Source organism: Thermithiobacillus tepidarius DSM 3134, from assembly GCF_000423825.1.
GTDB classification, from domain to species: domain Bacteria; phylum Pseudomonadota; class Gammaproteobacteria; order Acidithiobacillales; family Thermithiobacillaceae; genus Thermithiobacillus; species Thermithiobacillus tepidarius.
In genome coordinates this window covers 1-26,137 of record NZ_AUIS01000027.1, presented here as the reverse complement: position 1 = coordinate 26,137, position 26,137 = coordinate 1, and the positions used below count along the sequence as shown (strand labels likewise).

Annotated in this window: 19 protein-coding genes; 1 reads left to right on the top strand and 18 read right to left on the bottom strand. The window is 65.9% G+C overall.

What is annotated here, in order from left to right:
- Positions 1-5: 5 nt before the first annotated feature.
- From lhgO to G579_RS17250, 18 genes are all read right to left on the bottom strand, one after another.
- Positions 6-1,205 (bottom strand): L-2-hydroxyglutarate oxidase, encoded by a 1,200-nt coding sequence (lhgO, locus tag G579_RS0111640; RefSeq protein ID WP_028990323.1) that lies wholly within the window; start codon positions 1,203-1,205, stop codon positions 6-8.
- A gap of 8 nt (positions 1,206-1,213) precedes the next feature.
- A complete protein-coding gene (gene rfbF, locus G579_RS17280; protein ID WP_081662759.1) occupies positions 1,214-2,071 on the bottom strand; it encodes a glucose-1-phosphate cytidylyltransferase in 858 nt (285 codons plus the stop codon).
- A gap of 71 nt (positions 2,072-2,142) precedes the next feature.
- On the bottom strand, positions 2,143-3,354 hold the full coding sequence (locus tag G579_RS17275) for a glycosyltransferase WbuB (RefSeq protein WP_051181509.1): 1,212 nt from the start codon (positions 3,352-3,354) through the stop codon (positions 2,143-2,145).
- A 216-nt stretch (positions 3,355-3,570) separates the two neighbouring features.
- Positions 3,571-5,130: an asparagine synthetase B family protein gene (locus G579_RS0111620; RefSeq protein WP_028990322.1), complete on the bottom strand. Its 1,560-nt coding sequence runs from the start codon at positions 5,128-5,130 to the stop codon at positions 3,571-3,573.
- Positions 5,131-5,299: 169 nt separating this feature from the next.
- Positions 5,300-6,604, bottom strand: a complete 1,305-nt coding sequence (locus tag G579_RS0111615) for a class I SAM-dependent methyltransferase (RefSeq protein ID WP_081662758.1) — start codon at positions 6,602-6,604, stop codon at positions 5,300-5,302.
- A 77-nt stretch (positions 6,605-6,681) separates the two neighbouring features.
- Positions 6,682-7,872: a glycosyltransferase gene (locus tag G579_RS17270; RefSeq protein WP_051181507.1), complete on the bottom strand. Its 1,191-nt coding sequence runs from the start codon at positions 7,870-7,872 to the stop codon at positions 6,682-6,684.
- The gene (locus tag G579_RS0111605) at positions 7,817-8,983 is read right to left on the bottom strand and encodes a glycosyltransferase (RefSeq protein WP_028990320.1); all 1,167 of its coding nucleotides are present in this window, start codon (positions 8,981-8,983) and stop codon (positions 7,817-7,819) included. The genes G579_RS17270 and G579_RS0111605 overlap by 56 nt, the downstream gene beginning before the upstream one ends.
- A gap of 13 nt (positions 8,984-8,996) precedes the next feature.
- Complete coding sequence (locus G579_RS0111600; RefSeq protein WP_155989833.1) at positions 8,997-10,388, bottom strand: hypothetical protein; 1,392 nt, start codon at positions 10,386-10,388, stop codon at positions 8,997-8,999.
- Positions 10,369-11,625, bottom strand: a complete 1,257-nt coding sequence (locus tag G579_RS0111595; RefSeq protein WP_028990318.1) for a glycosyltransferase family 4 protein — start codon at positions 11,623-11,625, stop codon at positions 10,369-10,371. The genes G579_RS0111600 and G579_RS0111595 overlap by 20 nt, the downstream gene beginning before the upstream one ends.
- A 331-nt stretch (positions 11,626-11,956) precedes the next feature.
- Positions 11,957-13,114, bottom strand: a complete 1,158-nt coding sequence (locus G579_RS0111590) for a hypothetical protein (protein WP_211218727.1) — start codon at positions 13,112-13,114, stop codon at positions 11,957-11,959.
- A 50-nt stretch (positions 13,115-13,164) separates the two neighbouring features.
- Positions 13,165-14,100, bottom strand: a complete 936-nt coding sequence (locus tag G579_RS0111585; RefSeq protein ID WP_028990316.1) for a hypothetical protein — start codon at positions 14,098-14,100, stop codon at positions 13,165-13,167.
- Between the two features lie 73 nt (positions 14,101-14,173).
- On the bottom strand, positions 14,174-15,454 hold the full coding sequence (locus tag G579_RS17265) for an MATE family efflux transporter (protein WP_155989829.1): 1,281 nt from the start codon (positions 15,452-15,454) through the stop codon (positions 14,174-14,176).
- Between the two features lie 391 nt (positions 15,455-15,845).
- On the bottom strand, positions 15,846-17,225 hold the full coding sequence (locus tag G579_RS17260; RefSeq protein ID WP_051181504.1) for a UDP-glucose dehydrogenase family protein: 1,380 nt from the start codon (positions 17,223-17,225) through the stop codon (positions 15,846-15,848).
- Entirely contained in the window at positions 17,222-18,235 is a 1,014-nt protein-coding gene (locus G579_RS0111570; protein ID WP_051181502.1) for a GDP-L-fucose synthase family protein, read from the bottom strand. The genes G579_RS17260 and G579_RS0111570 overlap by 4 nt, the downstream gene beginning before the upstream one ends.
- A 7-nt stretch (positions 18,236-18,242) precedes the next feature.
- Entirely contained in the window at positions 18,243-19,355 is a 1,113-nt protein-coding gene (gene gmd, locus G579_RS0111565; RefSeq protein ID WP_028990314.1) for a GDP-mannose 4,6-dehydratase, read from the bottom strand.
- A gap of 127 nt (positions 19,356-19,482) precedes the next feature.
- Entirely contained in the window at positions 19,483-20,421 is a 939-nt protein-coding gene (gene galU, locus G579_RS0111560; protein ID WP_028990313.1) for a UTP--glucose-1-phosphate uridylyltransferase GalU, read from the bottom strand.
- 470 nt (positions 20,422-20,891) lie between these two features.
- Positions 20,892-22,115 carry a GumC family protein gene (locus G579_RS17255; RefSeq protein WP_155989827.1) on the bottom strand — a complete coding sequence of 408 codons (1,224 nt, stop codon included), beginning with the start codon at positions 22,113-22,115 and terminating at the stop codon, positions 20,892-20,894.
- Positions 22,116-22,125: 10 nt separating this feature from the next.
- Entirely contained in the window at positions 22,126-24,504 is a 2,379-nt protein-coding gene (locus G579_RS17250) for an SLBB domain-containing protein (RefSeq protein ID WP_051181499.1), read from the bottom strand.
- A 378-nt stretch (positions 24,505-24,882) separates the two neighbouring features.
- Here G579_RS17250 and G579_RS17245 point away from each other — a divergent pair, with 378 nt between their 5' ends.
- Positions 24,883-25,665 carry a phosphatase PAP2 family protein gene (locus tag G579_RS17245; protein ID WP_162142999.1) on the top strand — a complete coding sequence of 261 codons (783 nt, stop codon included), beginning with the start codon at positions 24,883-24,885 and terminating at the stop codon, positions 25,663-25,665.
- Positions 25,666-26,137: the final 472 nt, after the last annotated feature.

Sequence of the window (26,137 nt, the reverse complement as noted above, 5' to 3'; positions counted from 1 at the left end):
GATCTTTAATGCACTGCCGCCTCGATCCGGTCGCACACGTGGCGCGAGAACGGGATGGAGCAGGTGAAGGCGGGCGACACGGCGTTCAGGACGTGCATGGAGCGGTCATCCCCTTCCAGCACGAAGTCCATTTCCAGCTTGCGGCTCCGCACGTCCAGCAGCTGGGCGCGGATGCCGGGCTTGCCCCAGCGCAGGTAGTGGCGCTGGTCCACGTCGCGCAACAGGCCGGCGGCCAGGGATACCATGCGGCTGCGCGAGTATTTGCGCATCTCCTCCATGGCCAGGCGCTTGAAGTCGAAGCTGGACTGGGTGAAGAGCCCCAACTGCAGCCGGGCGATGTCGGCGAACTCGGGCAGGCTGAAGCGGCCGTAGCCCTGGTACTGCTCTCGCCAGAAGGCGGGAATGGCCGTCGGGCCGATCTTCACGCGGCCGTCCACCGTCACGGTGTAGTGCACGCCCAGGAAGGGATTGCGCAGGTCGGGCACCGGGTAGATGTTGGTGCGCACCGAGCCGGGCGGCTCGTCCGAATAGAGGTACAGCCCCTTGAAGGGCAGGATCTGGTACCGCTCCGAAAAGCCGAAGTCCTTGGCGATCTTGTCGGCGTAAAGCCCGGCGGCGTTGACCACGTAGCCGGCCTGGTAGTCGCCCGCGGAGGTGCGCACGCTGCGTCCTTTCTGCTGCAGGTAGCGCACGCCCAGGTGGATGCGCACGCCTTCGCGCTCCGCATCGGCCTGCATGGCCCGCATCACGTCCGCCGGGTTCACCGAGGCGGTGTTCGGCGAGAAGATGGCACGCTGGTGGGTGATGACGCGGGGCTCGATGCTGCGCGCCTCGACCTCGTCGATGTCGTAGAGCTCCACGCCATTCTTGCGGCCCCGGGCCAGCAGCTCGTCCAGGAAGGGCAGATCGTCGGCATCCCTGGCCACCACGAGCTTGCCGCACTTGTTGATGGGAATGCCTTTCCGCTCGCAGTAGTCGGTCAGCAGCCGGTTGCCGTCGCGCGTGAAGCGCGCCTTGAGGCTGTCGGGAGTGTAGTAGAAGCCGGCATGCAGCACGCCGCTGTTGCGGCCGCTGGCGTGCTGGCCGCAGCCGCTTTCCTTCTCGATCAGGGTCACGTCGGCGTCCGGATGGCGCTGCCGCAGCTCGCGGGCGATATTGAGGCCGATGACGCCGCCGCCGATCACCAGAAAGTCGGAGTTGGGCATGGCGCGGCCTAGGAGTTCACCGCGGCTTCCCGCAGGGGAGCGCGCCGCTCCTTGCCGGTGTAGACGCTTTCCACCTCCGGGCGGCGGGTGGTGTACCACACCTTCCAGGGCGCCTTGCCCGAAGCCCACAGTTCCTCCAGGTAGTGCTTGTCGCGCAGCGTGTCCATGGGCTGCCAGAAGCCGCTGTGCTTGTAGGCGGAGAGCTGGCCGTCGTGCGCCAGCCGTTGCAGCGGCTCCTGCTCCCAGACGGTGCTGTCGCCGTCGATGTAGTCCAGCACTTCCGGCTCCAGAACGAAAAAGCCGCCGTTGATCCAGGCGCCGTCGCCGTCGGGCTTCTCGCGGAAGCTGACGATGCGATCCTGGCCATGCTCCAGGGTGAAGGCGCCGAAGCGGCCCGGCGGCTGGGTCGCCGTCAGGGTGGCATAGGTCTGCTGGCGCTTGTGGAACTCGATCAGGCGGGTGATGTCCACGTCACAGACGCCGTCGCCGTAGGTCAGGCAGAAGGTCTCGTCGCCCAGGTGGTGCCGCACGCGCTTGAGCCGGCCGCCGGTCATGGTGCCTTCGCCGGTGTCCACCAGCGTCACCCGCCAGGGCTCGGCGGCGTTGGAGTGGGTGGTCATCTGGCCGCTGCTCAGGTCGAAGGTGATGTCCGACATGTGCAGGGCGTAATTGGCGAAGTACTCCTTGATCATGTAGCCCTTGTAGCCGCAGCAGATGATGAAGTCATTGATGCCGTGGGCCGAATAGATCTTCATGATGTGCCACAGGATCGGCTTGCCGCCGATTTCCACCATGGGCTTCGGCCGGATCTGCGTTTCCTCGCTGATGCGCGTGCCGTAGCCACCCGCCAGAATCACTGCTTTCATGCATGCCCCCTTGTCGGATAGTACTGTCTGCCTCGGCTTGCAGCGTGAATATTGTTGTCCGCGGAACGGGTTCACGCGGCGCCTTGGAAGGCGCGCGTCAGCACCTCGTTCCGCCCCCAGTGCGACACCGCATAGTGACGCGCGGCATGTCCCAGCGTCTCGCGCTCGTCTGGGCGCGCTGCCAAGTGCCGCACCGCCGCCGCCAGGGCGTCCGCATCCTCCGGCGCCACCACCAGCCCGCATTGGCTGACCACCCGCGCCACCTGGGTGCCGGCATGCGCCGTCGCCACCACCGGCCGTCCGGAAGCCAGCATGCCGGTCAGCTTGCTGGGCATCACCAGGTCGGCCGCGTCTCCCCGCTGGGGGAGCAAATGGATATCCGCGAGGTTAAGCAGTTCGTTCAAACGCTCGCTGGGTTGCAGCGGAAGAAAACGGATGTTGGCGGCCCCGTCCGCCATCTTCAGCAGACGCTGGCGCGCGGCGCCGTCCCCACACAGCACGAACAGGATCTCCGGGACATCCGCCAGTTTTTGTGCAGACTCGATCAGGATTTCGAGTCCTTGTTTTTCGCCCATGTTACCGGAGTAGAGGGCTACGACCGTATCCGCCTTAATGCCGAGTTCCTGTCGGAAACGGCTCTCCCGTCCCAGCGGATGGACGGCGTCGGTGTCCACCCAGTTGGGGAAGAGCAGGCGCCGCCCCGGCATCGTGCCTTTGCTGATCAGGCGTTCCACCATGCGGTCGGAAATGCTGGACACGCGATCGAAGCGCTGTATCAGCCAGCGCTCGAAGCCTTCCACCCAGCGCCGCAACGGGCCGTCGGGCAAGAGGCCCAATTCAAAGGCCGCATCCACCTCGAAATCCTGCACGTGCAGCCAGGCGCGCGCGCCGGCCAGGCGGGCCGCCAGCAGGGCGGCGGGCGCGCACAGGAGCGGCGGCTCCACCACCCAGACCAGATCCGGACGCCAACGCAAGCCCTGCCAGAGAATCGGCGGCAGGCTGCTCAGGGCGAAGCTCGTCAGATGCAGGATTCTTTTCAGGCCGCTGGGCTGCCGGGGCACCCACAAGGGGCACCGGCACACATCCACGCCATTGCGCTGCTCGCGCCGGTAGCGCGCGGCCGTGTACCCCTCCCCCACCCGCCAGGCCGGGTAATAGGGCGGCGCGGTGACCACCCGCACCTCATGGCCCTGGGCGGCGAGCCACTCGGCCATTTCCCCGGTGTACTTGCCGATGCCGGTCAGCTCCGGGGCATAGTTGATGCCGCATATGAGAATTTTCATGGGTTCTTTTCAAATGCAGGAAGTGGAGAAACAAGGCCAGGTCGTCTGCCAGATCGCCTGCCCCGCATTCATCGCCCGCGCTGCTTTTTTGATCTGCGGGCGCTGAGCAAGCTGCCCCACAGGGAGCGGGCTATTCGTATCGCCACCATTCCAGAAGCGGCGCCCGCCGGCTAGCGGCCTTGGTCGCACCTGAGGGGCGTGGAAAACCGGCCCGGCCTAGCCCGCCAGTCTCATTTCGTCGATGCCGGCGCCGAACTCGCAAAGGGCCAGCAGCATGCCCATTTTCGGGGCCGAGTATGCCTGCGTGCCCGTTTGCTGCAGCCGCCGGACATAGTCAGCCCCCAGGAAGCGCTCCAGGGCGGGGCTGTTGCTCATGAAGCGGTCGTAGAGCGGCCCCTGCCTGAACCAGGTGTCGTAGTCCGCATAGCCGACCTCCGCCGCCCCCTTTTTCCACAGCAGCCAGTACAGGAAAGGTGCCCGTTCGCGCATGGGGCCGGCGTAGCCGGTCTGCGGAAACTCCAGGATTTCCGGGTGGTTCTGCGCGATGGCGTAGCGGTGCCAGTTGGACCCGAGCTTCCACTGCCGGTCCAGGCCCTCGACGGCCGAGACCCAGTTCTGATCGAGGAAGGGGCTGTGCCACTGATAGCGTTCGGCAACCAGCTTCAGGCCGTTGCCGATGAAGTTGCGGACCCGCTGGTTCAGGTAGAAGCGGTCCAGGCCCGGCAGCAGCCGCGGATTGCTCAGCGCCGTCAGCCGGTCGATCCGCTGTTCCAGCCCTTCCCCGCTCAGTTGGTACTGCAGCTCCGCCGGGAACAGGGCGGCTTCGTCCGGCGCGAACGACTGCTTGAGCTTCTTGCGCCAGAACTGCTGGATGGCCTGGCTGCCCCCGTAATCCGCCACCAGGCCCGCCAGCCCCCAGATGCCCCGGTCCAGGTAATAGGTCCGCGCGAACTCGCCGTTGGAGCCGATCAGAATGCGGGAGCCCGGGGCGTAGCCGCTCTTGTGCACATAGACGCTGGTGTGCCAGTTCTCGGCGCTCTTGGTGCCGTTGGTCAGGCTGGCGATCTTTCTGCCCTGGTCGACGTAGTCGTCCATGGACAGCTCGACGCAGTCCAGCTCCAGCCCGAACTTCTTCGAAAAGAAGCGTGCCGCCTGCACGTCCGTGCTGCGGTCGAAGCCCATGCACAGCAGCTTAGGCTTGATGCCGTTCTTCAGCATGGCGCTGAGGATGACGCGGGAATCGAAGCCGGCGGACATGGACACGATGGTGTCATCGTCGGCATAGCGCCCGATGAACTGGTTCAGGGCATTCAGCGCCTGGGCGGGATCGTTCTGCGGCACCTGGCGGTGATGAAAGCGCTCCCAGGGATAGGTGGTGATGGACAGCTTGCCGTCCTTGTATCTGAGCATGCTCGCCGGCGGAACCCGCCGCACCGCCGCGTGGAGGCTGTCGTTGTCCACCACGTGGCCGAGCTGGATGAAGTCCGCCAGCGCCCGGTAATTGGTGCGCCACGGCAGCCGCGCCTGCTGCAGCACCTCCATGACGGACGCGCCGTGGAAGAAGCCGTCGGGCGTATCCGCGTAGAAATAGTTGGTGACGCAGTAGAGCGAGGAGAGCAGCATGGTCTCTCCTTGGCCTTCGAAGGCAATGCAGAAGTCGCCGGGCGCCTGGATGATGTCCTCCACCGAGCCGCTGGCGAAGCATTGCGCCAGCGTCCCTTGGCCCAGGCCGCAGAAGCCGGTGACCCGCATGCTGAATCCGTCGCCGTTCGCCATGGGATCCTCGATACGTTGGTGAGTAAGCGATGAGGGTGCTTTTTGACAGAAGCCGCGGCTTCTGCCGAAGCTCCCGTGGCCTGCGGCAAGCGAGTCGCGCCGCGGCGCACGGGCGGGGCCGGGGCTGCTCCGCGGTGTCAGCGGGCGGCCCGGCCCAGGGCGAGCGGGATCACGGGTACACTTGCAGCGTCGGAATGGGCACGACGAACTGGCCGCCCCAAGTGCGGATATGCGCCATCTGCTCCATGACCTCTTCCTTCAGGTTCCAGGGCAGGATCAGCAGATAGTCCGGCCGCGTCTGCTCGATCATCTCCGGGCCGTGGATGGGGATGTGGGTACCCGGCAGGAAGCGGTCCTGCTTGTGCGGATTGCGATCCACGGTGTAGTCGATGAAGTCGGTGCGCACGCCGCAGTAGTTGAGCAGGGTGTTGCCCTTGGCCGGCGCGCCGTAGCCCACCACCGTCTTGCCCGCGCGCTTGGCCTGGATGAGGAAGTCCAGCAGCGCGTGCTTGGTCTCGCGCACCTGCTGGCCGAAGGCGGCGTAGGTGGCCAGCTCGTCCAGGCCGGCCTGCTGCTCCTTGTCCTTGAGGCGGCTTACCCGCTCGGAGACGGGCTTGCCGGCGTCCTCGGCATGCCGCCCGTAGATGCGCAGCGAGCCGCCATGGGTGGGGATCTCCTCCACGTCGAAGAGGGTCAGGCCATGGCGGGCGAAGACCTGTTCCACGGTCAGGAAGGAGAAGTAGGAGAAGTGCTCGTGGTAGATGGTGTCGAACTGGTTCTGCTGCATCAGTTGCAGCAGGTGGGGGAACTCCATGGTGATGATGCCCTGCGGCTTCAGCACGATCTTCATGCCGCCGACGAAGTCGTTCAGATTCGGCACGTGGGCCAGCACATTGTTGCCGATCAGCAGGTCCGCCTGCCGGCCCTGCGCCTTCAGCTCCTGGGCGGTCTGCACGCCGAAGAACTTGACCACGGTCGGGATGCCCGCCGCCTCGGCCACCTTGGCCACGTTGCGGGCCGGCTCCACGCCGAGCACGGGGATGCCCATGTCCTTGAAGTTGCGCAGGAGGTAGCCGTCATTGCTGGCGATTTCCATGATCTGGCTGCCGGCATCGAAACCGAAGCGCGCCACCATCATCTCCGTGTAGGCCTTGGCGTGCCTGAGCCAGCTGTCGGAGTAGGAGGAGAAATAGGCGTAATCGCCGAAGATGGCCTCGGGGCTCTCGAACTCCTCCAGCTGCACCAGCAGGCACTGGTCGCAGACGTAGGTGCTCAGCGGGTAAAAGGGCTCCATGCGGTCCAGGTCGGCGGCCTTCAGATAGGAGTTGGCCAGGGGCGACATACCGAGATCCACGAAGGCATGCTGCAGCTCCGCGCCGCAGGCGCGGCAGCATTTCTTCCTGGGCGCGGCCTCGCCGTTGGGGAAGTCCACCACCTGGGAAGCAGCCAGCAGGGTCGATTCCGAACTTTCCATAGCATCACCTCTTTGTGATTGTGCGCATGTTGAGAGTGGTTACCGCTCAAGCACCGACTGCAAAAACTTTGTGCGTCCTAGGCCGCGCCGCGGACCTTCGCGCCCGTTCCGCCCAGCACTCCGCCGCGCTGGAACAGATCGATCAGATGCCGCGCGGCATTTTCGATGTCGAAATGCTGCTGGAAGCAGGCTTTGGCGCGCTGGCGCATCTCCGCCCGGCCCTGCGGCGGCAGGGCCAGCCAGCGCGCCAGCAGGTCGGCGGTGCCGTCGAGAGTGTCGTTGGCCACCAGTCCCGCACCGGCCCCCTCGATCTCGCGCCAGATGTCCACCTTGTTGGAGATCAGCACCGGCAGACCGCAGGCCAGGGCCTCGGCGACCACGATGCCGAAATTCTCCTGATGCGAAGGCAGCACGAAGGCGTCGGCCGCGTGATAGGCGCCCCATTTGAGATCGCCGCTCAGCATGCCGGTCCAGGTGATCCGCTGCGCGATGCCCAGCCGCTCGCCCAGCGCCTGCAGCTCCCGCTGCCAGCCGGTCTGGTCGGGCCCGGCCATCACCAGGTGCAGCGCCGGGTCGCTGCCCGCGACCCGGGCAAACGCCTGGATGAGCAGATCGCAGCCCTTCTTCTCGTGGATTCGTCCCAGATACAGCAGCACCCGCTTGCCCGCCAGCTCCGGGTGGCGCGCCAGAAACGTCTGCCGCTGGGCGGCGGCATCGCCCATGGGCTTGGCGGTGCCGTAATTGACCACCATGTCATTCCAGCGCGACAGCCAAAAGGAACGGCCGGCCTTGCTGCGCTCCTCCTCGCTGGTGAAGAAGACGGCCTTGGCGTCGCGCAGCACCCGGTACTCCGCCCAGGGCCAGTAAAGCCACTTTTTCAGGTGCTTGAGCGGGTAGGCCTGCTTGAACCAGGGGTCCAGCATGCCGTGGGCGTAGACGAAATAAGGGACCGGCAGATCGCGCAGCGCCCGCCAGACGCCGAAGCTGGAGTACTGCCACAGGCCATGCACGATGACGGCGTCATAGCGCGGCGCGTGCTCGCGCAGCCATGGCACCAGCCGGGCTGAATAGCCGTACTTGCCGCCGACCGGCCCCATGGCATGGACCCGGAAGGGGAACTCCGCAACCCAGGGATCGTGCGGCGCATCCAGGGAGACGATCTCCACCTGATGCCCCATGTCTTCCATGACCCGGGAGACCTGCTTGACGCCCTCAACAGGACCGCCGACGGCGGGGTTCACGGATCTGATCGAACGCAGGATTTTCATTGCAAACCTCGGCGTAGAGACGGATGTAGCTGGTGATCATGCCATCCGGGGAAAAGCGCTGGGCGTTCTTCAGGCCGGCCTGGCGGATCGCTTCGGCGGCGGCGAGCCGGCTGACAATGATGCCGGCCGCCGCCTCCGGCTGCTCAGGATCGATGTACACGGCGGCGCTGCCGCCCACCTCCGTCATTGGTGCCCGCTGACTGGTGACCACCGGGCAGCCGCAAGCCTGCGCCTCGACGATGGGCCAGCCGAAGCCCTCCTGAAGCGAGGGGAAAAGCAGTGCGCTGGCCCGGGAATAGCAGGCGCGCAGATCCTCGTTATCCACGTTGTGGATTTCCAGCACCCGCTCCGCCAGGCCATGCGCGTGGACATACTGGCGCATGGCCGGCGTCCACGGCTTGCCCACCATCAGGAGCCGGTGCTCGCGAAACTGCGGCATGACGGCCAGGCGCCTGAAGATTTTCAGCACGCCGGGCCGATTCTTGTACCAGTTGTTGCCGCCCACGTGCAGGAAGAAGGGCCCGGGCGCCGCACCCAGCAGCTTGCCGAGCCGCTGATCCGCCGCCGCCCAACCCATGGGCGCGTACGGATAGTTCAAGCCGTTGTAGACCAACGTGGTGTCGCCCTCGGGCCGCTGCACGATGCGCTGGACCTCGCTCTGCGTCTGGCGCGACACGCAGGCGATGTGCTGCGCGGCCCGCAGGCCCCGCAGGATCATGCGTTGCTGGACCCGGCCCGACCAGCGGGTGCGGTTCTGCGGGATTTCGCCCATGGCCGAGCGGATTGCCAGCATGTCGTGACAGGTCACGAGGTGGTGCCGGCCATCCAGATACTTTACGTAGAACGCATTGGAGTGGTCGCAGATGTGCACGATGTCCGCCCATCGCGCGGCTTCGCGCAGGACGCTCGGAAAGAGCACCAGCTTGTCGACATAGCCCAGCCATTTCTCCAGCTTTTTGGGCGTACCGCCGGCCTTCAGCAGCCGCGGCTCGGGCCTGAGCACGCGCACTTCATGGCCGTGCTGCGTCAGGCCGTCGGAGAGCATGTCGGCGAAGCGCTGCATGCTCTCCTGGCCGTCGGGACGATAGTTGGCCAGCAGCAAGACCTTCATGCGGCCGGCTCTTTCATTTCCAGGCATCCGCTTCCGAGCCCGGGCGCAGGCCGAGCCGGTTCGCCGCCATCAGGAAGCCGGCGAAGAGCCAGCCATAGCCCATGATGGTGCCCTGGGAAGTGATCTGGCCGTTGAGCAGCACGATGCCGATGAAGCCCAGCAGGGCAAGCGGCAACGGATTGTGCGAGCGGCGCGTCGCCCGCACGGCCTGCACGAAGAGCCAGGACACCAGCAGAATGCGATAGGCGATGTAGAGGAGCCCCAGGACGACGCCGGATTCGAGCAGCACGCGGGACCACTCGTCTTCCACCAGGGTGAAGTCCATCTTGCCGGTGGCGAGCTTGGCGCCGCCGCCGGTGCCGTAGCCCACCCCGTGCCCCAGCACGGGTGTTTCGATGATGTAGTTCGTAAACTCGGTAAAGCTCTTGAGCGCGCGCGCCACGGGGGAGCCTTCGATGCCCGAGGCAACCTGCTGGCGCTCCTGGATGGCTTCCCAGGAAGTGGTGAAGACGTTGATGAAGATCAACGCGCCCGCAGTGGCCAGCACGATGGGCAGGATGGCCGCGCGGAAGCGGATGCGCTGTTTGGCGGCGATGATGCCGCTGAAGACGGTAGCCGCCAGGGTCAGCGCCGTGTAGAAGAAAATGGCCCGGCTGCCGTTCACGGCAAAGCTGGTGATCACCGCCACGGTGGCCGCGATCAGCAGCATGGGATGCAGGGGCCGCTGGTCCTTGGGCAGAATCCAGACGGCCAGCAGCATGGCGATGGTGCTGGCCACGAAGATCACCTGACCGGTGGTAAAGGTGAAGGTGCCGTAGGTGCGGACGATGTCCTTGGTGACCGTGAAGATTTCCGCGTCTTCGCTGTAGGTCCTGTTGACGAAGGCGTCCGGCGGCGACAGGAACTGGAAGAAGACCAGCACGGCCAGCGGAATCGCCACCAGCAGCGTGTACTTCACCAGGCGCGCCAGGTCCTCGCCGCGGAAGTTGCAGCCGATGATGAAAGCCAGCGGCAGGTAGAAGAAGTAATTGCGCCAGCCGTAGCCCGAGACCAGGATCGGGAAGTCATACGAGATGGCCTGCAGCAGGACCAGCGGAATGTAAAGGGCGGCAAGCAGCACGCCGAGCCAGAACATGGTCGAGTTCTGCGGCCAGAGCCGATAGCGGAACGCCAGATAATAAATGGCGATGACGAAGGGATCCTTGAGGAAGAACAACACATCGCTGAGTTGCGGCAGCACCCATTTCCGCAGCACGCCCTCGAAGATGAGCAGCCAGTAGACCACGAAGACCAGGGTTACGATCCGCTTGCGAACCGCTTCCCGGGATTCGACGGCCGACTGCATGAACGGCATCTGCCAGGCGGCACTGCGCACTCCTCTACTACTAGCCTCGCCCGTTATCATGTCTTCCTCCTAGTGCGTTTCCGATGACGCTGACCAGCCGCTGGCGATAGTTTTCCCACGGAAGCATGGCGGCTTTTTGCCGCGCCGCCTGGCTCATGGCCTGGAGCAAGTCCCGGTCGCGAGCCAGCAACAGCAGTTTTTCCGCGATGGCCTCCGGGGAGCGGATGGGAACGATGAAGCCGTCCCGACCTTCTTCGAGAATGTCCGGTCCGCCCGTGTGGGGCGTGGTGATGACCGGCAAGCCCTGGGACAGGGCTTCCAGTATGACCAGGCCGAAGCCTTCGAACAGGGAAGGAAACACGAAGACGTCGTGCCTGCCGTATTCCTGCAGGAGCTCTCGATGCGGGAGCGAGGGAATCCAGCGGTGCACCTTCAGGGCGGCTTCCAGAGGCGCGCAGTGGGCCTGCGGCTTCCGACCGACGAGGGTCAACTCGATCTCGCCGCCAAGCAGGCCGACGGCCTTCAGCAGGTAGGCCAAGCCCTTGCGCTGATCCAGCGAGCCGACGAAAAGCACCCGCAACTTGCGGGCCGGCGCCTTGGCGTCCGGGCCCAGCATGGGCAGCAGGGGTGCGCCGTAAGGTATGACGTGAATGGGCGCACGCATGTCCGGCGCCAACGCCAGCGTCTTTTTGGTATAGCTGCTGGCCACGATGACCTGATCCGCCAAGTGGATTTCCTCATCCTTGCGTGCCATCTTCTCCTCGCTGTCCAGATTGCCGGCCAGGGTCCCGGCCCACTCCGGCTCGCGCTCGGCTTCCTCGCGCAGGACCTCCCGATGCACCCGCCAGTAGCCGATGGGCAAATCGTAAACGCAGGCAAGCCCCTTTTCCCGCGCAGCGCGGAAGGTGGCGGCGGCGCCATCCTCGTAAGCGTAAACCCCCTGCAAGGCCGACAGCTTGGATAAGCGCGCGGATACGCGCTTATCCAAGGTGCGGTAGACGGCGTCTACCGAAAACGGGCCGCGCTCGTGGCGGATCAGGCGCTTGCCGCTGAATTTCACCGCCATCAGCCTGCCCATCTCTCGCCAGGGGAAGTAGCGCGCGTAAGGCTGCACCGGATCCGGCAAGGCACGGCGCGCAAACTGGGTACGCAGGCCGGCCGGGAGCAGCCGGCTCCGCCAGGAATCCGGATTCCAACTGACGCAGGTCCAGAACTCTCCCAGCATCCCGGCTTCGGCCAAAGCCAGCGCCGCGTTGCGCACGTTGGAATTGCCGGTGGGGTGACTCATCAGCATCATGTCGACAGGGGCCTCCGCATCATGACGAAGTGTTGCTGTACCACTGAAATCAAGCCACCAGGATGAGCGCATCGCCGGACTGGCCCCGGAACCGGGCTGGCCGGACACACGCGAACCGCGCTGACAGCCGCCGAACCGGGTCGGACCGGCCTCGCGCCAAAGCAAATTGTGCAATTTTGGGGAAAAATTTTATTTATCTTGCTTCATGCAAGTTGTTGAGCATTATAGCGAGCCCGCAGAACCGATTTCTCTCTTGCTTTGGTCGGATGCGGCCGCTTGCCGCCACTTCCGCGGTTTTGCCAAGCCGATTGCCCGCGCGGCGCCAGCCGTGTCACACCGCCACATCGAGCAAGCCGGCCGCGGGCTGCGCCGACGCAGCCGCGTGCTGGGCCGCGGCGATGCCGTGCCAGCTCAGGTAGCTGGATGAGAGCTTCGCCAGGGTGCGCCTTTTCTCCTGCATGACACGCTCATTCCACAGCGCATCCAGGACCTGATCCACTTGCGCGCCGCGCTCGTAAAAGAGCCCGGCTTGGCCAAGCTCCGCCTGGCACGAGGCATGGCCCGACCGGACCAGCGGCAGCACGCCGTGGGCGCTCAAAGCGGCAAAAACGCCGGATTTGGTCAAGGTGTCGGCGGTGTTGCCAAGCAGCCCCAGGTCCTGCTCCAGCAGGACGCCGGAAACCGCGTCAGCCGGCAGATCGAAGGCCTCGCGCCACAGGCCGGCATGGCCGATGCCGGCTTGGCACTGCGCCATCTGCCGCTGCGTCTTGGCGTTGCTGTCCCGACGGCCCAGCAGCGTGATGCTTTCCACCCAGCCGCGCTCGCACAAAGCCTTCACGAGATCCGCGTGGGTGGCCAGCGCACGCAGGCGGGTATGGGGCAGGCCGAACACCACCAGCCGCAGCCGGCCGCCAGCCGCCAGCGGCCAGGTGCGGGACAGGTCCACGGACCGGGCCGGCACGATATTGGCGCCCACCGGCACCAGGGCACCGCGCCGGGGCTCTGCGGCGAACTCTTCCTGCAGTTGGGTCCAGTAGCGCGGGCAACTGGTGGTCCAGCGGTCCGCCAGCGCCACCAGCTCGGCCACGATCCGCCGCTGCGCGCGCTTGGTCCAGAACGCCCGGCGCCAAATGGGCCCCACGGCATACAGTTCGTGAAACACCACCACGACCCGCCGCTCCGCGCGCTCCGCCTTCCATTGCCGCAGGGCGCGCGGGAGCCAGTCCGGCGCGCCCGAAGGCGCATAGCCGTAGCCCACGTAATGCAGCACCAGCGTGGCCGAATCGATCCGGGTCAAGGCGCTCAGCAATCCTGCCTCGCTGCGCTCGAAGCCGCGGACCAGCACCTGCGGCCAGTCCGCTTGGCTGGCTTCCGCCTTTTCGGTCACCAGCAGCTGCCAGCGGGGCGCGGCTTCTGGCCAGTGCTCCCACAGGCGATAGCAGTAATCGCCGACCCCATCGATGGCAGGCGGCAAACGCGGTGCAATCACGCATAGGCTCATCCAAGTCCTCCTGAAGAAACGGCATCCAGACCGCCGGCTCAGCCACCCGGCGCACGGGAGATCAGACGGCCGACGGCCGATCCCATGAGCAGATCGATGCGCCGCCACAGCAAGTGCGGCTTGGAATACAAGCGGATGGGCGCTTCCACGTGCTGCCAGAAGCCCTTGTCCGCCCGGGTCGGCGGCACGCCGTTCAGCGCCTTGGGCAGCATGGGCTTGCGCCAGGGCTTAGTGACGGCGGCCGCATGGGACATGAAGATACCCGGGATGAAATCCATGCCGTCCGCGCCGATGGTGCTCAGTGGCGTAGCGCCGACCATCAGCGCCAGGTTGAGCACATCCTGGTCATTGCGCAGGTGGGGAAAAGCGTGTTGATCCATCCACATTCGCCGGCAATCGAAAAGCCCCTGCTGCTCGGCGGCGGTCATAAGGGTCTGCCAGAGCCGCAACACGTCACGGTCCCCTTGCCGGAGGCCGACAAAGCCGGCATTGAAGTATCGTTGCAGCTCCCGGCTGCAGGCGAAGCCGCTGTTTTCTGCGAATTCCCGCCAAGCCAGCCGGAACGGATGATCGGCGGGCATGAGGTTGTACATGTCCTCGCACAGGGCCAGGCCCCGGCTGGCCCACTCCTCGAAAAATGACCAGCGGCATTTGATGGTGATGTCCGGATCGATGTAGAACAGGGTCTCCGCTTCCGGGCAGTGGGACTCCCACAGACGCAGCATGAAATCCGGCTTGTAATTGTTGAGATGCTTGTAGGTGTCGAGCGGGATGAAGCGGATGACGCAGTCTTTGGCCACCGCAAACTCCTGGTAGCCGCCGGCCTCACGCAAGGGGTGGGCCCAGACCGGCAGCGCCCCACGGTAGCCCGCCCAGAACACGCCGCGGAATCCGTGGTAGTACAGCGAATTCACCAGCGCTCCCACACCGAAGTGGTAGTCGCCTTCGAACAGGGTGCATACAGTGGATCTCACGCATCCTCCTAGCAAGATGTCTCCTGCGCAGGCAGGCCCCGCCCGGATCGGTCTCGGCACACGCTGCCGGCTGCTATGCGGATCCCGCCGGGGCCCAGGACTGTTGCCGGACGCTCATCCTGATGAGCAGGATCATGTTCACGGACAGGGTGCCCAAGGCCATGGCCAGATTGAGCAGGAAGGCCTCATAGGTCGATTGAACCCCGATCAGGCCGATGAAGGCGACCTGAATCGACAGATTCACGTAGATCAGAAAATGCTGGCCAGCGGTCGCCCCCTTGGCGATCAGCAAGGTGTAAGTGATGCCGGCGATGAAAGCGATCATGGAAGCGGCAATGGCCACCGGCAGCTCCCGATGCAGATCATTGTAGTGCTGCCCCAGGATGAGCAACCACCAGTCCGGCACGACATAGGCGCTCAAGATCAGGATCCCGGCAAAGAGAAAGAGCGCACCCAGCAGCAGGGCGGCCCGCTTGACGAACAGCTCCCGGCTGGCGATGCGGGCAAAATACGGGAGCACGAAAAAGCCGTTCAAAGCACCCAACACGCCCAGGATCTGCCCCAGGCGCCCCAGGGCGCCCACTTGGGCAATCGCCGTGGAGCTGCCGAAAAGGCTGATCAGGAAGATCGAAATCTGTCCCTGGAAGGCGTAGTACAGGGTGCTGGGGATCAGCGGGAAGAAAAAGCGCTTCAGTGCCTGGCTATGCGCCGGATCGCGGGGGGCGGAAAAATCGATGTAGCGCTTGGCCCGGCGAGCCACCAGCAGGCTCTGCACCATCAGCGAGAACAGATTGGCCGCCAGCGCCACCACCGCCAGCGGGAACAGGGCGCAACTTATCCCCGTCACTGCCAGGCGGAGGAACGCGGCCGGCAGATCCGTCCGGGTGACGCTGTCTGCGTCGTGGTAGATCTCGAAGACCGTGCCCCGCAGGCCGATCACCAGCCTGACCCAGATGCTCAGCGTAATGATGAGCAGGACCGTGCCGATCTGGGTGACCGACCAACCGTGCTTGCCGGTCATGAACGGCGTCAGCACGAAGAGCAGCACGATGGCAATGCTGCCGAGCACCCAGCGGTAGCGCTGCGCCGAGGCGATCAGCCGGCTCAGGCTGGTGCGGTCTTCCCGCAGGCGCGCGCCGATGCTCATGACGCCGTGGGACAAGCCGAGATCCGCCACCACCGAAGCCATGCCGAGCATGACGTTGGCGATGGTGTAGAGCGCATACTGCTCCAAGGGCAGCAGGCGCAGCAGCAGCAGCCCCGTCAACAGATTGGTAAGCTGCGTCAGTCCCTGCCCCGCAAGAAACTTGCTCAGCAGCAACGACCAATAGCGCGTCCGATCTTTATTGAACAAGCTCTAGGGCCTCTTTGGTTGGTCCGGATCCACACTGGATTTGGCTGAGTGCCGCAGGGTAGCCTCTGTGCCCCGCCCGCTGATCGGCCGGCAATGGCAGAAGCCGTTTTTAGCAATGGGGTGCTGGGGTTCAGCTCCGCAACAACTTTAGCAAAGTTTCCCGCCCTGGCTATCGGGCTAATTGAGCACCTGCGCCGATGAGAATACCGTGTGGGCAGCCATGGCCAGCCCAGGGGAAAGGCGGCAACACGGGAAAGCGGGGTGCGGATCGCAGGCAAGGCCGGGCGGCCCCCTGTCAACTCCATCCACGAGAACCGGCGCACGCCGACAAACGCGAAGCGGCGGAAAGTCGCCCTTCCGCCGCTTGGCATTGCCTGCTTGCGGGCATCCCCTAGCCGGCCACGATCTTCAGTTCGGCGCGCGTGGCGGGCTGGTGTTCGCCGCGGCCGATGCCGGCGTAGCGGAAGCCGAGGGCCTGCAGCTGCTTGGGGTCGTACTGGTTGCGGCCATCGAAGATGACAGGCTGCTTCATCAGCCGCTTCATGGCCTCGAAGTCCGGGTGGCGGAACGGCTTCCACTCGGTCACCAGCACCATGGCGTCCACGTCCTTGAGGGCATCGTACTGGTGCTCGGTCAGCACCAGCCGGCCGCTCGCGAACCAGTCGGCCGGCAGCGTCGCCCGCGCCGCCTCGCGCGCCACCGGGTCATAGGCCTTGACCGTGGCGCCGGCGGCAATGAGGGCCTCCAGCAATACCACCGAGGAGGCCTCGCGCATGTCGTCGGTGCCGGGCTTGAAGGCCAGCCCCCAGACGCCGAAGTGCAGGCCGCTCAGATCGGCGCCGAAATGGCGGGTGATCTTGTCGAAGAGCACGGTCTTTTGCTGGTTGTTGCGTGCTTCCACGGCGTTGAGCACCTGGGTGTCGAAGCCGTGCTCGGCGGCGGTGCGAATGAGCGCCTTGACGTCCTTGGGGAAGCAGGAACCGCCATAGCCGCAACCCGGATAGATGAAGCTGTAGCCGATGCGCGCATCCGAGCCGATGCCCTCGCGCACGCTCTCCACGTCCACGCCCATGAGATCGCAGAGATTGGCGATCTCGTTCATGAAGGAGATCTTGGTGGCGAGCATGGCATTGGCGGCGTACTTGGTCATCTCCGCCTCGCGCACGCCCATGAAGAGGGTGCGCTCGCGGTTGCGGTTGAACGGCGCATAGAGGTTGCGCATCACCTCGCGCGCCCGCTCGGCTTCGGCGCCGACGATGATGCGGTCGGGGCGCATGAAGTCTTCCACCGCCGCGCCTTCCTTGAGGAATTCGGGATTGCTGACCACGTCGAAGGGGATGTGCACGCCGCGGGCGTCCAGCTCGCGCTGAATGGCGGCCTGCACCTTCTCGGCCGTGCCGACCGGCACGGTGGATTTGTCGACGATGATGCTGTAGGCCTTGAGGTGCTGGCCGATCTCGCGCGCCACGGCGAGCACGTACTGCAGGTCGGCCGAGCCGTCCTCGCCGGGCGGCGTGCCCACGGCGATGAAGTAGAGGTTGGAATCAGCCATGGCTTCCGGCAGGCTGGTGGTGAAGCGCAGGCGGCCTTCCTTGTAGTTGTTGACGACGATGGGCTCGAGCCCCGGCTCGTAGATGGGCAGGATGCCCTGCTTGAGCCCTTCGATCTTGGCGGCATCCACGTCCACGCAGGTGACGTTGCTGCCCATCTCGGCAAAGCACGCCCCGGTCACCAGACCCACATAGCCGGTTCCGATCACGGTAATGTTCACAGGTAGTTCTCCTTGTAATCTTGGTAAGCCAGTTCGATGCCGGTGCGCAGGGCCACGCGCGCACGCCAGCCCAGTTGCTGCAGGCGGCTGACATCCAGCAGCTTGCGCGGCGTGCCGTCGGGCTTGCTCGGATCGAAGACCAATGCACCCCGAAAGCCTACCACGTCGGCCACCAGCTCGGCCAACGCCCGGATGCTGAGGTCCTCGCCGACTCCGATGTTGATCAGCGGCGGCTGTTCCGCCGTCGCCAGCAGCGCCTGATAGCGGGCCGGCGGCAGGTTCAGCAGAAAGAGACAGGCCTCGGCCAGGTCGTCGCTGTACAGGAACTCGCGCCGCGGCGTGCCGGTGCCCCAGACCACCACTTCCCGGGCGCCCTGCTGCTTGGCTTCGTGGAACTTGCGGATCAAGGCCGGCAGCACGTGGGAGGTGTTGAGGTCGTAGTTGTCGCCCGGCCCGTAGAGGTTGGTGGGCATGACCGCCAGGTATTGGGTGCCGTACTGGCGGTTGTAGGCCCAGCACAGTTCGATGCCGGCGATCTTGGCCAGGGCGTAGGGCCGGTTGGTCGGCTCCAGCGGCCCGCTCAGGAGGGAGTCCTCCTTGAGGGGCTGCGGCGCGAGCTTGGGGTAGATGCAGCTCGAGCCCAGGAACAGCAGGCGCTGCACGCCGTGGCGGTAGGCCGCCGGGATGACGTTGAGCTCGATGGCGAGATTCTGCTGCAGGAAGTCCACCGGATAGCTGTGGTTGGCGTGGATGCCGCCGACCTTGGCGGCGGCCAGCAGCACGCACTCGGGCCGCGCCTCGGCGAAGAAGCGCTCCACCGCGGCGGCGTCGGTGAGATCGAGCTCGGCATGGCTGCGGGTAATGAGGTTGGTATAGCCTTGGCGTTGCAGGGCGCGCAGCAACGCCGAACCCACCAAGCCCCGATGCCCGGCCACGTAGATGCGGGCGTCGGGGGCCAGGTAGGGCGCCGGCGTCACGGCTGGCTGAGAGAGGGACGCAGACTGGGTCATGGCGCGCTCACTCCTGCGGCGCAAACACGGAATAACCGTGGTTGCGCACCAGTTCGTCGCGCTGGGCGGCCTGGTAGTCGGCCTGCACCATTTCGCGCACCAGCTCGGCGAAGCGCACGCGCGGGGTCCAGCCGAGCTTTTCCTTGGCCTTGCTGGGGTCGCCGAGCAGGGTCTCGACTTCGGCCGGCCGGAAGTAGCGGGGGTCCACCGCGACGATGACGTCGCCGACGGCCAGGTGCGCACTCGGCTCGCTGAGCCCGGCAATGATGCCCTGCTCCTCCACCCCCTGCCCTTCCCAGCGCAGGCGGATGCCGAGCTCGGCCGCCGCCGCCTCGACGAACGCGCGCACGCTGTGCTGCTCGCCGGTGGCGATGACGAAGTCCTCGGGCTGCGCCTGCTGCAGCATCAGCCATTGCATTTCCACGTAGTCGCGCGCATGGCCCCAGTCGCGCTTGGCCGAGAGATTGCCCAGATACAGGCAGTTCTGCAGGCCCAGCTTGATGCGCGCCAGCGCCCGGGTGATCTTGCGGGTGACGAAGGTCTCGCCCCGCAGCGGCGATTCGTGGTTGAAGAGGATGCCGTTGCAGGCGTACATGCCGTAGGCTTCGCGGTAGTTGACGGTGATCCAGTAGGCGTAGAGCTTGGCGACGGCATAGGGGCTGCGCGGGTAAAAGGGCGTGGTCTCCCGTTGCGGGATCTCCTGCACCAGGCCGTAGAGCTCGCTGGTGGAGGCCTGGTAGAAGCGGGTGGTCTTTTCCAGGCCGAGGATGCGCAGGGCTTCCAGGAGGCGCAGGGTGCCCAGGGCGTCGGAGTTGGCGGTGTATTCGGGCTCCTCGAAGCTGACCGCCACGTGCGACTGCGCCGCCAGGTTGTAGAGCTCGTCCGGCTGCACCTGCTGGATGATGCGCAGCAGGCTCGAGGAGTCGGTCAGGTCGCCGTGGTGCAGGATGAAGCGGCGCTGCGGCTCGTGCGGATCCTGGTAGAGGTGGTTGATGCGATCGGTGTTGAACAGCGACGTGCGCCGCTTGATGCCGTGCACCTCATAACCCTGCTTGAGCAAAAACTCCGCCAAATACGCTCCATCCTGCCCCGTCACCCCGGTGATCAATGCTTTCTTCATTTATTCTCCCCGCACAAGTGCTTGGTAGCATACAGAGTTTTCATGAATCGGCGCTGCGACATGCTTTCGGCCATTCCCGACGGAACTGGCTCGCGAATGCAGCCTTCCCCAGCCGACAGACAAAGCACTAACCCACCATCTTGGGCAGCACCATGTCCGCCTGCTTGGCCACCAGTTCCTCGTTCCCGATGCCCAGTTCCTGGCAGTAGTGGCTGAGGTATTGGGCGAAGGCTTGGCCGACCTGCGGGTGGCGCAGGGCGTATTCGAGGGTGGCCTTGAGGTAGCCGAGCTTGTCGCCGCAGTCAAAGCGCTGACCGGCAAACTGGTAGGCCAGCACCTGCTTTTCTTCGAGCAGCCGGGCAATGGCGTCGGTGAGCTGGATCTCGCCGCCCGCCCCCGTCGGGGTGTGCTCCAGGTGATGGAAAATGCGCGCCGGCAGGATGTAGCGGCCGATCACCGCCAGGTTGGAGGGCGCCGTCTCGGGACTGGGCTTTTCCACCAGGCCGGCAACATGGTGCAGCCGCTCGTCCCAGGGCTTGCCGTCCACCACGCCGTAGTGCTTGGTCTCGGCGCGCGGCACTTCCTGCACCGCCAGAAGACCGACGTTGTAGCGCTCGAAGCGCTCGACCATCTGCGCCAGTACCGGCTGCTCGGCCAGGATGAGGTCGTCGGCCAGCAAGACGGCAAAGGGCTCGTCGCCGATCACCGGGCGCGCGCAGTAGACCGCGTGCCCCAGCCCCAGCGGCTGGGCCTGGCGGATGAACACCGCCGAGACGTGCTTGGGCAGAATCTTGCGCACCTGCTCCAAGAGCGCCTGCTTGCCGCGGCTTTCCAGTTCCGCTTCGAGTTCGTAGGAGACGTCGAAGTGGTCGGCAATGGCGCGCTTGCCGCGCCCGGTGACAAAGATGAGCTGGTCGCAGCCGGCGGCAATGGCTTCCTCGGCGGCATACTGGATCAGCGGCTTGTCGACAATCGGCAGCATCTCCTTCGGGCTGGCCTTGGTCGCCGGCAAAAACCGCGTCCCCAATCCACCCACCGGAAATACCGCCTTGCGTATCTTGGTCATCTGCGTGCCTCTCAACCTTTGGTGTGATCGTTGTTTTAGTAATATGTAAGGATCGGACCCGGGCCGATCGATATCGTTCGCCTTTGCGCCGGTTTTTCCGAGGGGGCGGCGTGTGGCCCCCCGGGGCGTTTTTTCGCGAGCAAGCTCGCTCCTACAGGTTGTGCTGCCCTCACCCTGGGCCGCTCCCGGCGGGAGAGGGAGCAAAGCGGGTTGCGGGCTTGCCCGCTCCGACGCTGCGTGCCGGACGTTGCAGGAGCGGGCTGGCCCGCGAATCACGCCGGACGAAAGGCCGGTCACGAGCAAGCTCGCTCCTACTGCTTGTGGCCGCGGGATGCCGCGGCGGCAGCGGGAACTGATCGCGGACAGTTGATTCCCGCAATCCTGGGCTGCGGGGGGCTGCGCGATAAAGAAAATGTTTATCGCGAGCAAGCTCGCTCCTACGGCCCGTGCCGGTCGCTGCGGGGCTGGAGTCAGCGGCCCCAGGTGTAGCGGCGCAGGAGAGCCAGGCGTTCGGCCTGCTCGGGGTCCTGGCGCTGGCGCTCGGCGGCTTCGCGGATGAAGGCCCAGAAGATGCCGATGAACAGGCCCACCACGCCGGCCAGGGCAACCATGAGCATGCGCTTGGGCTTGCTCTTGTGGGCCGGCGGCGTGGCCGGATCGAGCACCTGGATCAGCGGCGCCTCCTTGGCCTCGTCCAGCCGCGCCATCTCGTACTGCTTGGCCATGAGCTCGAAGAGCGCCTCGCGGTATTTCACCTCGCGCAGTTGGCGGCCATAAGCCAGCCCCAGCCTCGGCACTTCGCCGGTGGGCGTCATGACGTCGCCCTTGGCCTCGGGGTTGCTCTGCTCCAACTGCCGCAGCTTGGCCCGCAGGGCGTCCAGCTCCTGCAGGGCGCGGGCGTAGTCGGGATTCTGGGCGGTGGCGAAGGCGCGCATGCCGGCCAGCTGCACTTCCTTGGCGGCGATTTCCGCCTTGGCCTGCGCCACCGCCTGCATGACCATGCTGGCCTGCATGGTGGGCTGGATGACGCCGGTCTTTTCCTGGATGGCCCGCAACTGGTCCTCGGCCTCGGACAGCTGGGTGTGGGCCGTCTTCAGCTGGCGCTCGAAGAACACGCGCTGCTGCGAGGCCTCGCCGACGGCGAGCTTGTCGGTGAGGCCCTCCAGCGCGGTCACGTAGGCGTTGGCCAGCTTGGCGGCGAAGCGGGGGTCCTTGTCGTCCACGGCGATGCTGATGATGTTGTCCTTGCCCGCCTTGATCTCGGTGTTGGCTTCCAGCGCCTTGTAGGTGTCGTCCAGGGTCTTGGTCTTGTAGCGCTTCTGCAGGTCGTACTTGTCGATCAGGGTCTTGGCGACGGTGCGGCTCTTGAGCATGCCGATGTAGAGGTCGTTGGGGGTCTTCAGCCCCAACGCGCCGCCCGCCAAGCCGGCCATGCCGCCCAGGGTCTGGGCCAGCATGGCCGCGGCGCCGCTTTGCTGCTGCTGGGGCGGCAGGATCTTGGTGGTGGCCGTGTAGATGGGGGTCATCAGCAGGCTGGCCGCCACCGCGGCCAGCACCAGGACGAGGGTGACCGTGGCGATCAGGCGCTTGCGCTTGGCCAGCACGATCAGGAGATCCAGCAGGGAGATCTCCTCCTCGTCCCGGTCCGCCGCTCTGCCGTCCCGCTGGTCCATGTCGCGCGTGGGCGTAGTCATGCCGTGGTCCTCACAGGCGCACGGCGATCAGCGCCGTGGTCGCGATCTGCATGACGATCTGGGTGATGTCGCGCAGCTCGCGCAGCCAGGCCACCCGCTGGGTCTGCAGGGGCACCACCACGGTGTCGCCGGGCAGGGCCGGCTCGCCCTCCAGTCCGCTGAACCAGCCGCGCTGGCGGTTGCTGACCACCGAGCCGTCCGCCCGGATCACATAGAGGCTGCCCTTGTCGCCGTCGCGGGTCGGCCCGCCGGCCTGGGCCAGGTAGTCGCCGATGTCGGCCTTGGGCTTGTAGATGAAGGCGTTCTGGTTGTAGACGGTGCCCATGACGTTGACCAGCACCGGCTTGACCGGCACCACCAGGCGGTCGCCGTCTTCCAGCGGCAGCTCCGGCAGTGCGCCCACGTCACGGGCATCGGGCGCCAGGCCGAGCACGATGCGGCCCTGCGGCTGCGCCTGGCGCAGGCGCGCCAGCAGCGCGCGCTGCGCCTCGTACTGCGCCCGGGCCGCCGCCGCGGCGTCGGGGCTCAGGGCCTGGGCCGCCGCCCGCGCGGCACTCTGGTTGATCTCCTGCTCCAGGTTGTCGAGGGTCTCCTTCAGGCGCTCCTGCTGCAGCCTGCGCACTGAGTCGCGGGTCAGGCTGGCGCCGAAGAGGAAGGCCTGGTCGGTGAGGCCGCCGGCGCGCTGGATGATGGTGCGCAGCGTGTCGCCGGGCATGACCTGGTAGATGCCGGGGTTGCGCACTTCGCCTTCCAGACGGACGAACTTGGTCTTCCGGGCTTCGGGGACCTGCACGTCGTCCTTGGAGAAGATGGTGATCACGTCGCCGGGCTGCAGCAGCACGTTGTCACGGGGATCGCCGTCGAGGAGCGCCCGGCCCAGGTTGAAGGGGATGAGCTGGGTGCTGAGATCCGACGGGTTGATGCGTTCGATGACGGCGTAGTCCCAGTTGGGCTCGGGCAGGGTGCGGGTGATCTCCGCCGCGGCGCTTTTTTCAGCTCCCGGCTTGGCCTGGGTCTCGCCGAGCGTAGCGGTTTCGGTCTTCACCGGCTGCCCACCCGGTTGCGCCGCCGCGCTGCCGGGCTCGGCGGCCTGGTCGGCGGCTTTCGCCTCGGCCCGGCGCGGGGCCTGCGGCTTGGCGTAGATCTGGCTGTAGAGCTGGCTCCAGTAGGCCTGGTTGATCAGGCTTTCCTTGTTGGGGATGAGATCCTTGATGCGCATGCCCTGGGTCCAGGGATAGCGCCCCGGCCAGGCCACGTTGCCGCGCAGGGTGACGGCGTTGTCGAACTTGGTGGGCACGGCGAAGACGCGCACCAGATCGCCGTCGTGGACCTGACGGGCCCGCCCGGCGTCGTCCAGCGGCAGCTCTTCGATCTGGCGACGCTCGCGGTTGACGATGCGCTCGATGTTGACCTTCTGGCCGTAGGCCGTGGAGGCCAGGCCGCCGGCGAGATCCAGCAGCTGTCCCAGGCTGGTGGGGCCTTTCAGCTCGTAGATGGCGGGCACGTTCACGTTGCCGGCCACCGCCGCCAGCGGGCCGACCGGCGGGATGAAGATGACGTCGCCGGGCAGCAGGGGCAGGTCCTTGGACTTGTCGCCGCGCAGCAAGAGGTCGTAGAGGTCGAATTCGGCGACGAGCTTGCCTTGGCGCTTGAGCTGGATGGCGCGCAGGGAGCCTTGCGGGCTGGGGCCGCCGGCGGCGAAGAGGGCGTTCACCAGCGTGCTCAGGGAGGAGATGGTGTAGGTGCCGGGCTGGCTGGCCTGGCCCAACACGAAAACCTGAATGGAGCGCAGCTGCCCCATGCTCACGTCCAGATCGAAATTCTGGTAGACGCGGCCGATGGCGGTACGCAGGTAGTCGCGCAGGCTGGAAAACTTGAGGCCGGCCACGTGGATATTGCCGATGGTGGGCACGTAATAGTTGCCGTAGCGGTCCACCGTGGCGCGGTAGTCGATGTCCACCTGCCCCCAGGCCCGCAGCATGATCTCGTCGCCCGGGCCGATCTGATAGTCGCCGGGCACCGGCACGTTCTCGACCGGGGCGAAGGTGGAAGGCGCCTGCTGGAAGAACTGCTGGCCGAAGAGCGGGAGCTGGGTGGAAATGCCGAGGTTTTCGCCCTGGGCGACGAACTTCTGGAACGGGCTCTCCGCCGGGGGCGCCTTTTCACGCTCGTCGCCCGTTTTGAGCCGGGTCTTTTCCGCGGGCGTGCCGCCGCGGATGGTGGGCTTGCCCACGCCACCCAAGGAGGGCGCGGAGACGGAATAAGCGGGCAGGCCGCCGCCCTGGCCCTGTAGCGTCTGCGTGGTGCTGGGCAGCTGCATCGGCAGTTGGGCCGAGCCGCCGGCCTGCGGCGCCGCTTGCATCTGGCTTTGCAGCAAGGCGGCGGCCACCGCCGGATCTATCTCCTGCGCGTGGCCGCGTTGGGGAAGAGCATAGGAAATCGCAATGAGGAAAACAACGACGAGCAAGCGCCGGCTATTGGCAAGCATTAGGTACCCTGCTAAATTCCACGCCCTAAAGAGTTCATCAAATAGAACACAACAACGGGTTTTCAACGGGAAGCCACTATCATGAAATTGAAACTTTGGCCGCAACGGCTCCGGCGGACTTCTGCCATGCTGGTAGCAGGCATGCTGGCATATTCTTCCCTTGCCTGGGGCGCAGACTACAACATCAACGTTGCCCAAGGCAACTCCGCCCCGGACAATGTATTTTTCGCACCTTATTTCAAAATATCCGCCGATGCCTCAGCAGGTCCGGCGCAGACGATGGCCGCCGCCGACCCGTTGGCCGGACGCATCAGCAGTCCCGACATCTCAGCGCCCGATCCGGCCGCGCCCGCCGCCATGCCGGCCCCCGCCCCGGCAGGAGCGGCCAGCATCGATAGCGCGGCCGCCGCGCCGCAGACGCCGCCCCGCTGGTGGCACACCACCGCCGGCAAGGCCGCCATCGCCATTGGCGCCACCGGCCTGTCCATGCTGGCGGATCGCGAGCTGGACCAGTGGGCCAAGCGCAACCATGAAAAAGATCTGAACCGCATCCTCGGCGACACCAAGGACATCCTGCCGATCTACGCCATCGGCTTCGCCGCGGCCACCAGCTTCCAGAGCCCCTGGGCCAACGAGAAGCTGGCCCACGCCTCCACCGTGGCGCTCGCCGCCGGGGCGCTGACCTACGTCGAAACCATCGCCATCAAGCAGATCACGGGCCGCTGGCGGCCGGGCGATACGGATGATCCCACCAAGTTCGAGCCCTTCAGCGGCAAGTACGACGTGTTCCTGAACGGCCCGTCCTTCCCTTCCGGGCACACCTCTCTGTCCTGGGCGGTGGTGACACCCTACGCCAAGGCCTATGACGCGCCCTGGCTCTATGCCCTGCCGGTGATCTCCGGCGTCGGGCGCGTGCTGGACGATGCGCATTGGTTCTCGGACGTGGTCGCCGGCGGCTTTCTCGGCTACTACACCGCGGATTTCCTTTATCACCGCTTCCCCAAGGGCGACGTGGGCATGCTGTTCACGGGCAACGGGCTCGGGGTGTTCGGGAAGTTTTGAGGAAACCTGAGCTGGTGTCGGCGTCTGGCCAAGCTCGCCAGAGGGAATGCAGTAGCGGGCTGGCTTGTCATCGCGCGACGGCCGGGATGATGAATCATCGCGGGCAAGCCCGCTCCTACGGCTGGCGGCGGCAGCGCGGTCCGGGGCGATAGTCGGGCCTTCGCACCACTGTCCCCTCACCCTGCCCTCTCCACCAAGGGAGAGGGTGTCCCGGGCGACTGCGGCGCCGTGCCAAGCCTGGCGGACCGGCATCCCAGGCTGTGGGAGCGGGCTTGCCCGCGATTGCGCGCTGGTCGGCACAGTGGATCGCGAGCAAGCTCGCTCCTACGGCCGGACGCGACACCGCGGCGGCCGGGCGTGGTGAGGGGTGAACCCGTGGGTGTTCGCGACTGAAGCCGCTCCTTCCTCTTCCTCTTCCTCTTCCTCTTCCTCCCTCTTCCTCCCTCTTCCTCCCTCTTCCTCCCTCTTCCTC

What these genes read in the sequence shown, in the direction of transcription:
- lhgO (WP_028990323.1), bottom strand. Translation starts at nt 1,205, where the DNA reads ATGCCCAACTCCGACTTTCTGGTGATCGGCGGCGGCGTCATCGGCCTC.
- rfbF (WP_081662759.1), bottom strand. Translation starts at nt 2,071, where the DNA reads ATGAAAGCAGTGATTCTGGCGGGTGGCTACGGCACGCGCATCAGCGAG.
- G579_RS17275 (WP_051181509.1), bottom strand. Translation starts at nt 3,354, where the DNA reads ATGAAAATTCTCATATGCGGCATCAACTATGCCCCGGAGCTGACCGGC.
- G579_RS0111620 (WP_028990322.1), bottom strand. Translation starts at nt 5,130, where the DNA reads ATGGCGAACGGCGACGGATTCAGCATGCGGGTCACCGGCTTCTGCGGC.
- G579_RS0111615 (WP_081662758.1), bottom strand. Translation starts at nt 6,604, where the DNA reads ATGGAAAGTTCGGAATCGACCCTGCTGGCTGCTTCCCAGGTGGTGGAC.
- G579_RS17270 (WP_051181507.1), bottom strand. Translation starts at nt 7,872, where the DNA reads ATGAAAATCCTGCGTTCGATCAGATCCGTGAACCCCGCCGTCGGCGGT.
- G579_RS0111605 (WP_028990320.1), bottom strand. Translation starts at nt 8,983, where the DNA reads ATGAAGGTCTTGCTGCTGGCCAACTATCGTCCCGACGGCCAGGAGAGC.
- G579_RS0111600 (WP_155989833.1), bottom strand. Translation starts at nt 10,388, where the DNA reads ATGATAACGGGCGAGGCTAGTAGTAGAGGAGTGCGCAGTGCCGCCTGG.
- G579_RS0111595 (WP_028990318.1), bottom strand. Translation starts at nt 11,625, where the DNA reads ATGATGCTGATGAGTCACCCCACCGGCAATTCCAACGTGCGCAACGCG.
- G579_RS0111570 (WP_051181502.1), bottom strand. Translation starts at nt 18,235, where the DNA reads ATGACCCAGTCTGCGTCCCTCTCTCAGCCAGCCGTGACGCCGGCGCCC.
- gmd (WP_028990314.1), bottom strand. Translation starts at nt 19,355, where the DNA reads ATGAAGAAAGCATTGATCACCGGGGTGACGGGGCAGGATGGAGCGTAT.
- galU (WP_028990313.1), bottom strand. Translation starts at nt 20,421, where the DNA reads ATGACCAAGATACGCAAGGCGGTATTTCCGGTGGGTGGATTGGGGACG.
- G579_RS17255 (WP_155989827.1), bottom strand. Translation starts at nt 22,115, where the DNA reads ATGACTACGCCCACGCGCGACATGGACCAGCGGGACGGCAGAGCGGCG.
- G579_RS17245 (WP_162142999.1), top strand. Translation starts at nt 24,883, where the DNA reads ATGGCCGCCGCCGACCCGTTGGCCGGACGCATCAGCAGTCCCGACATC.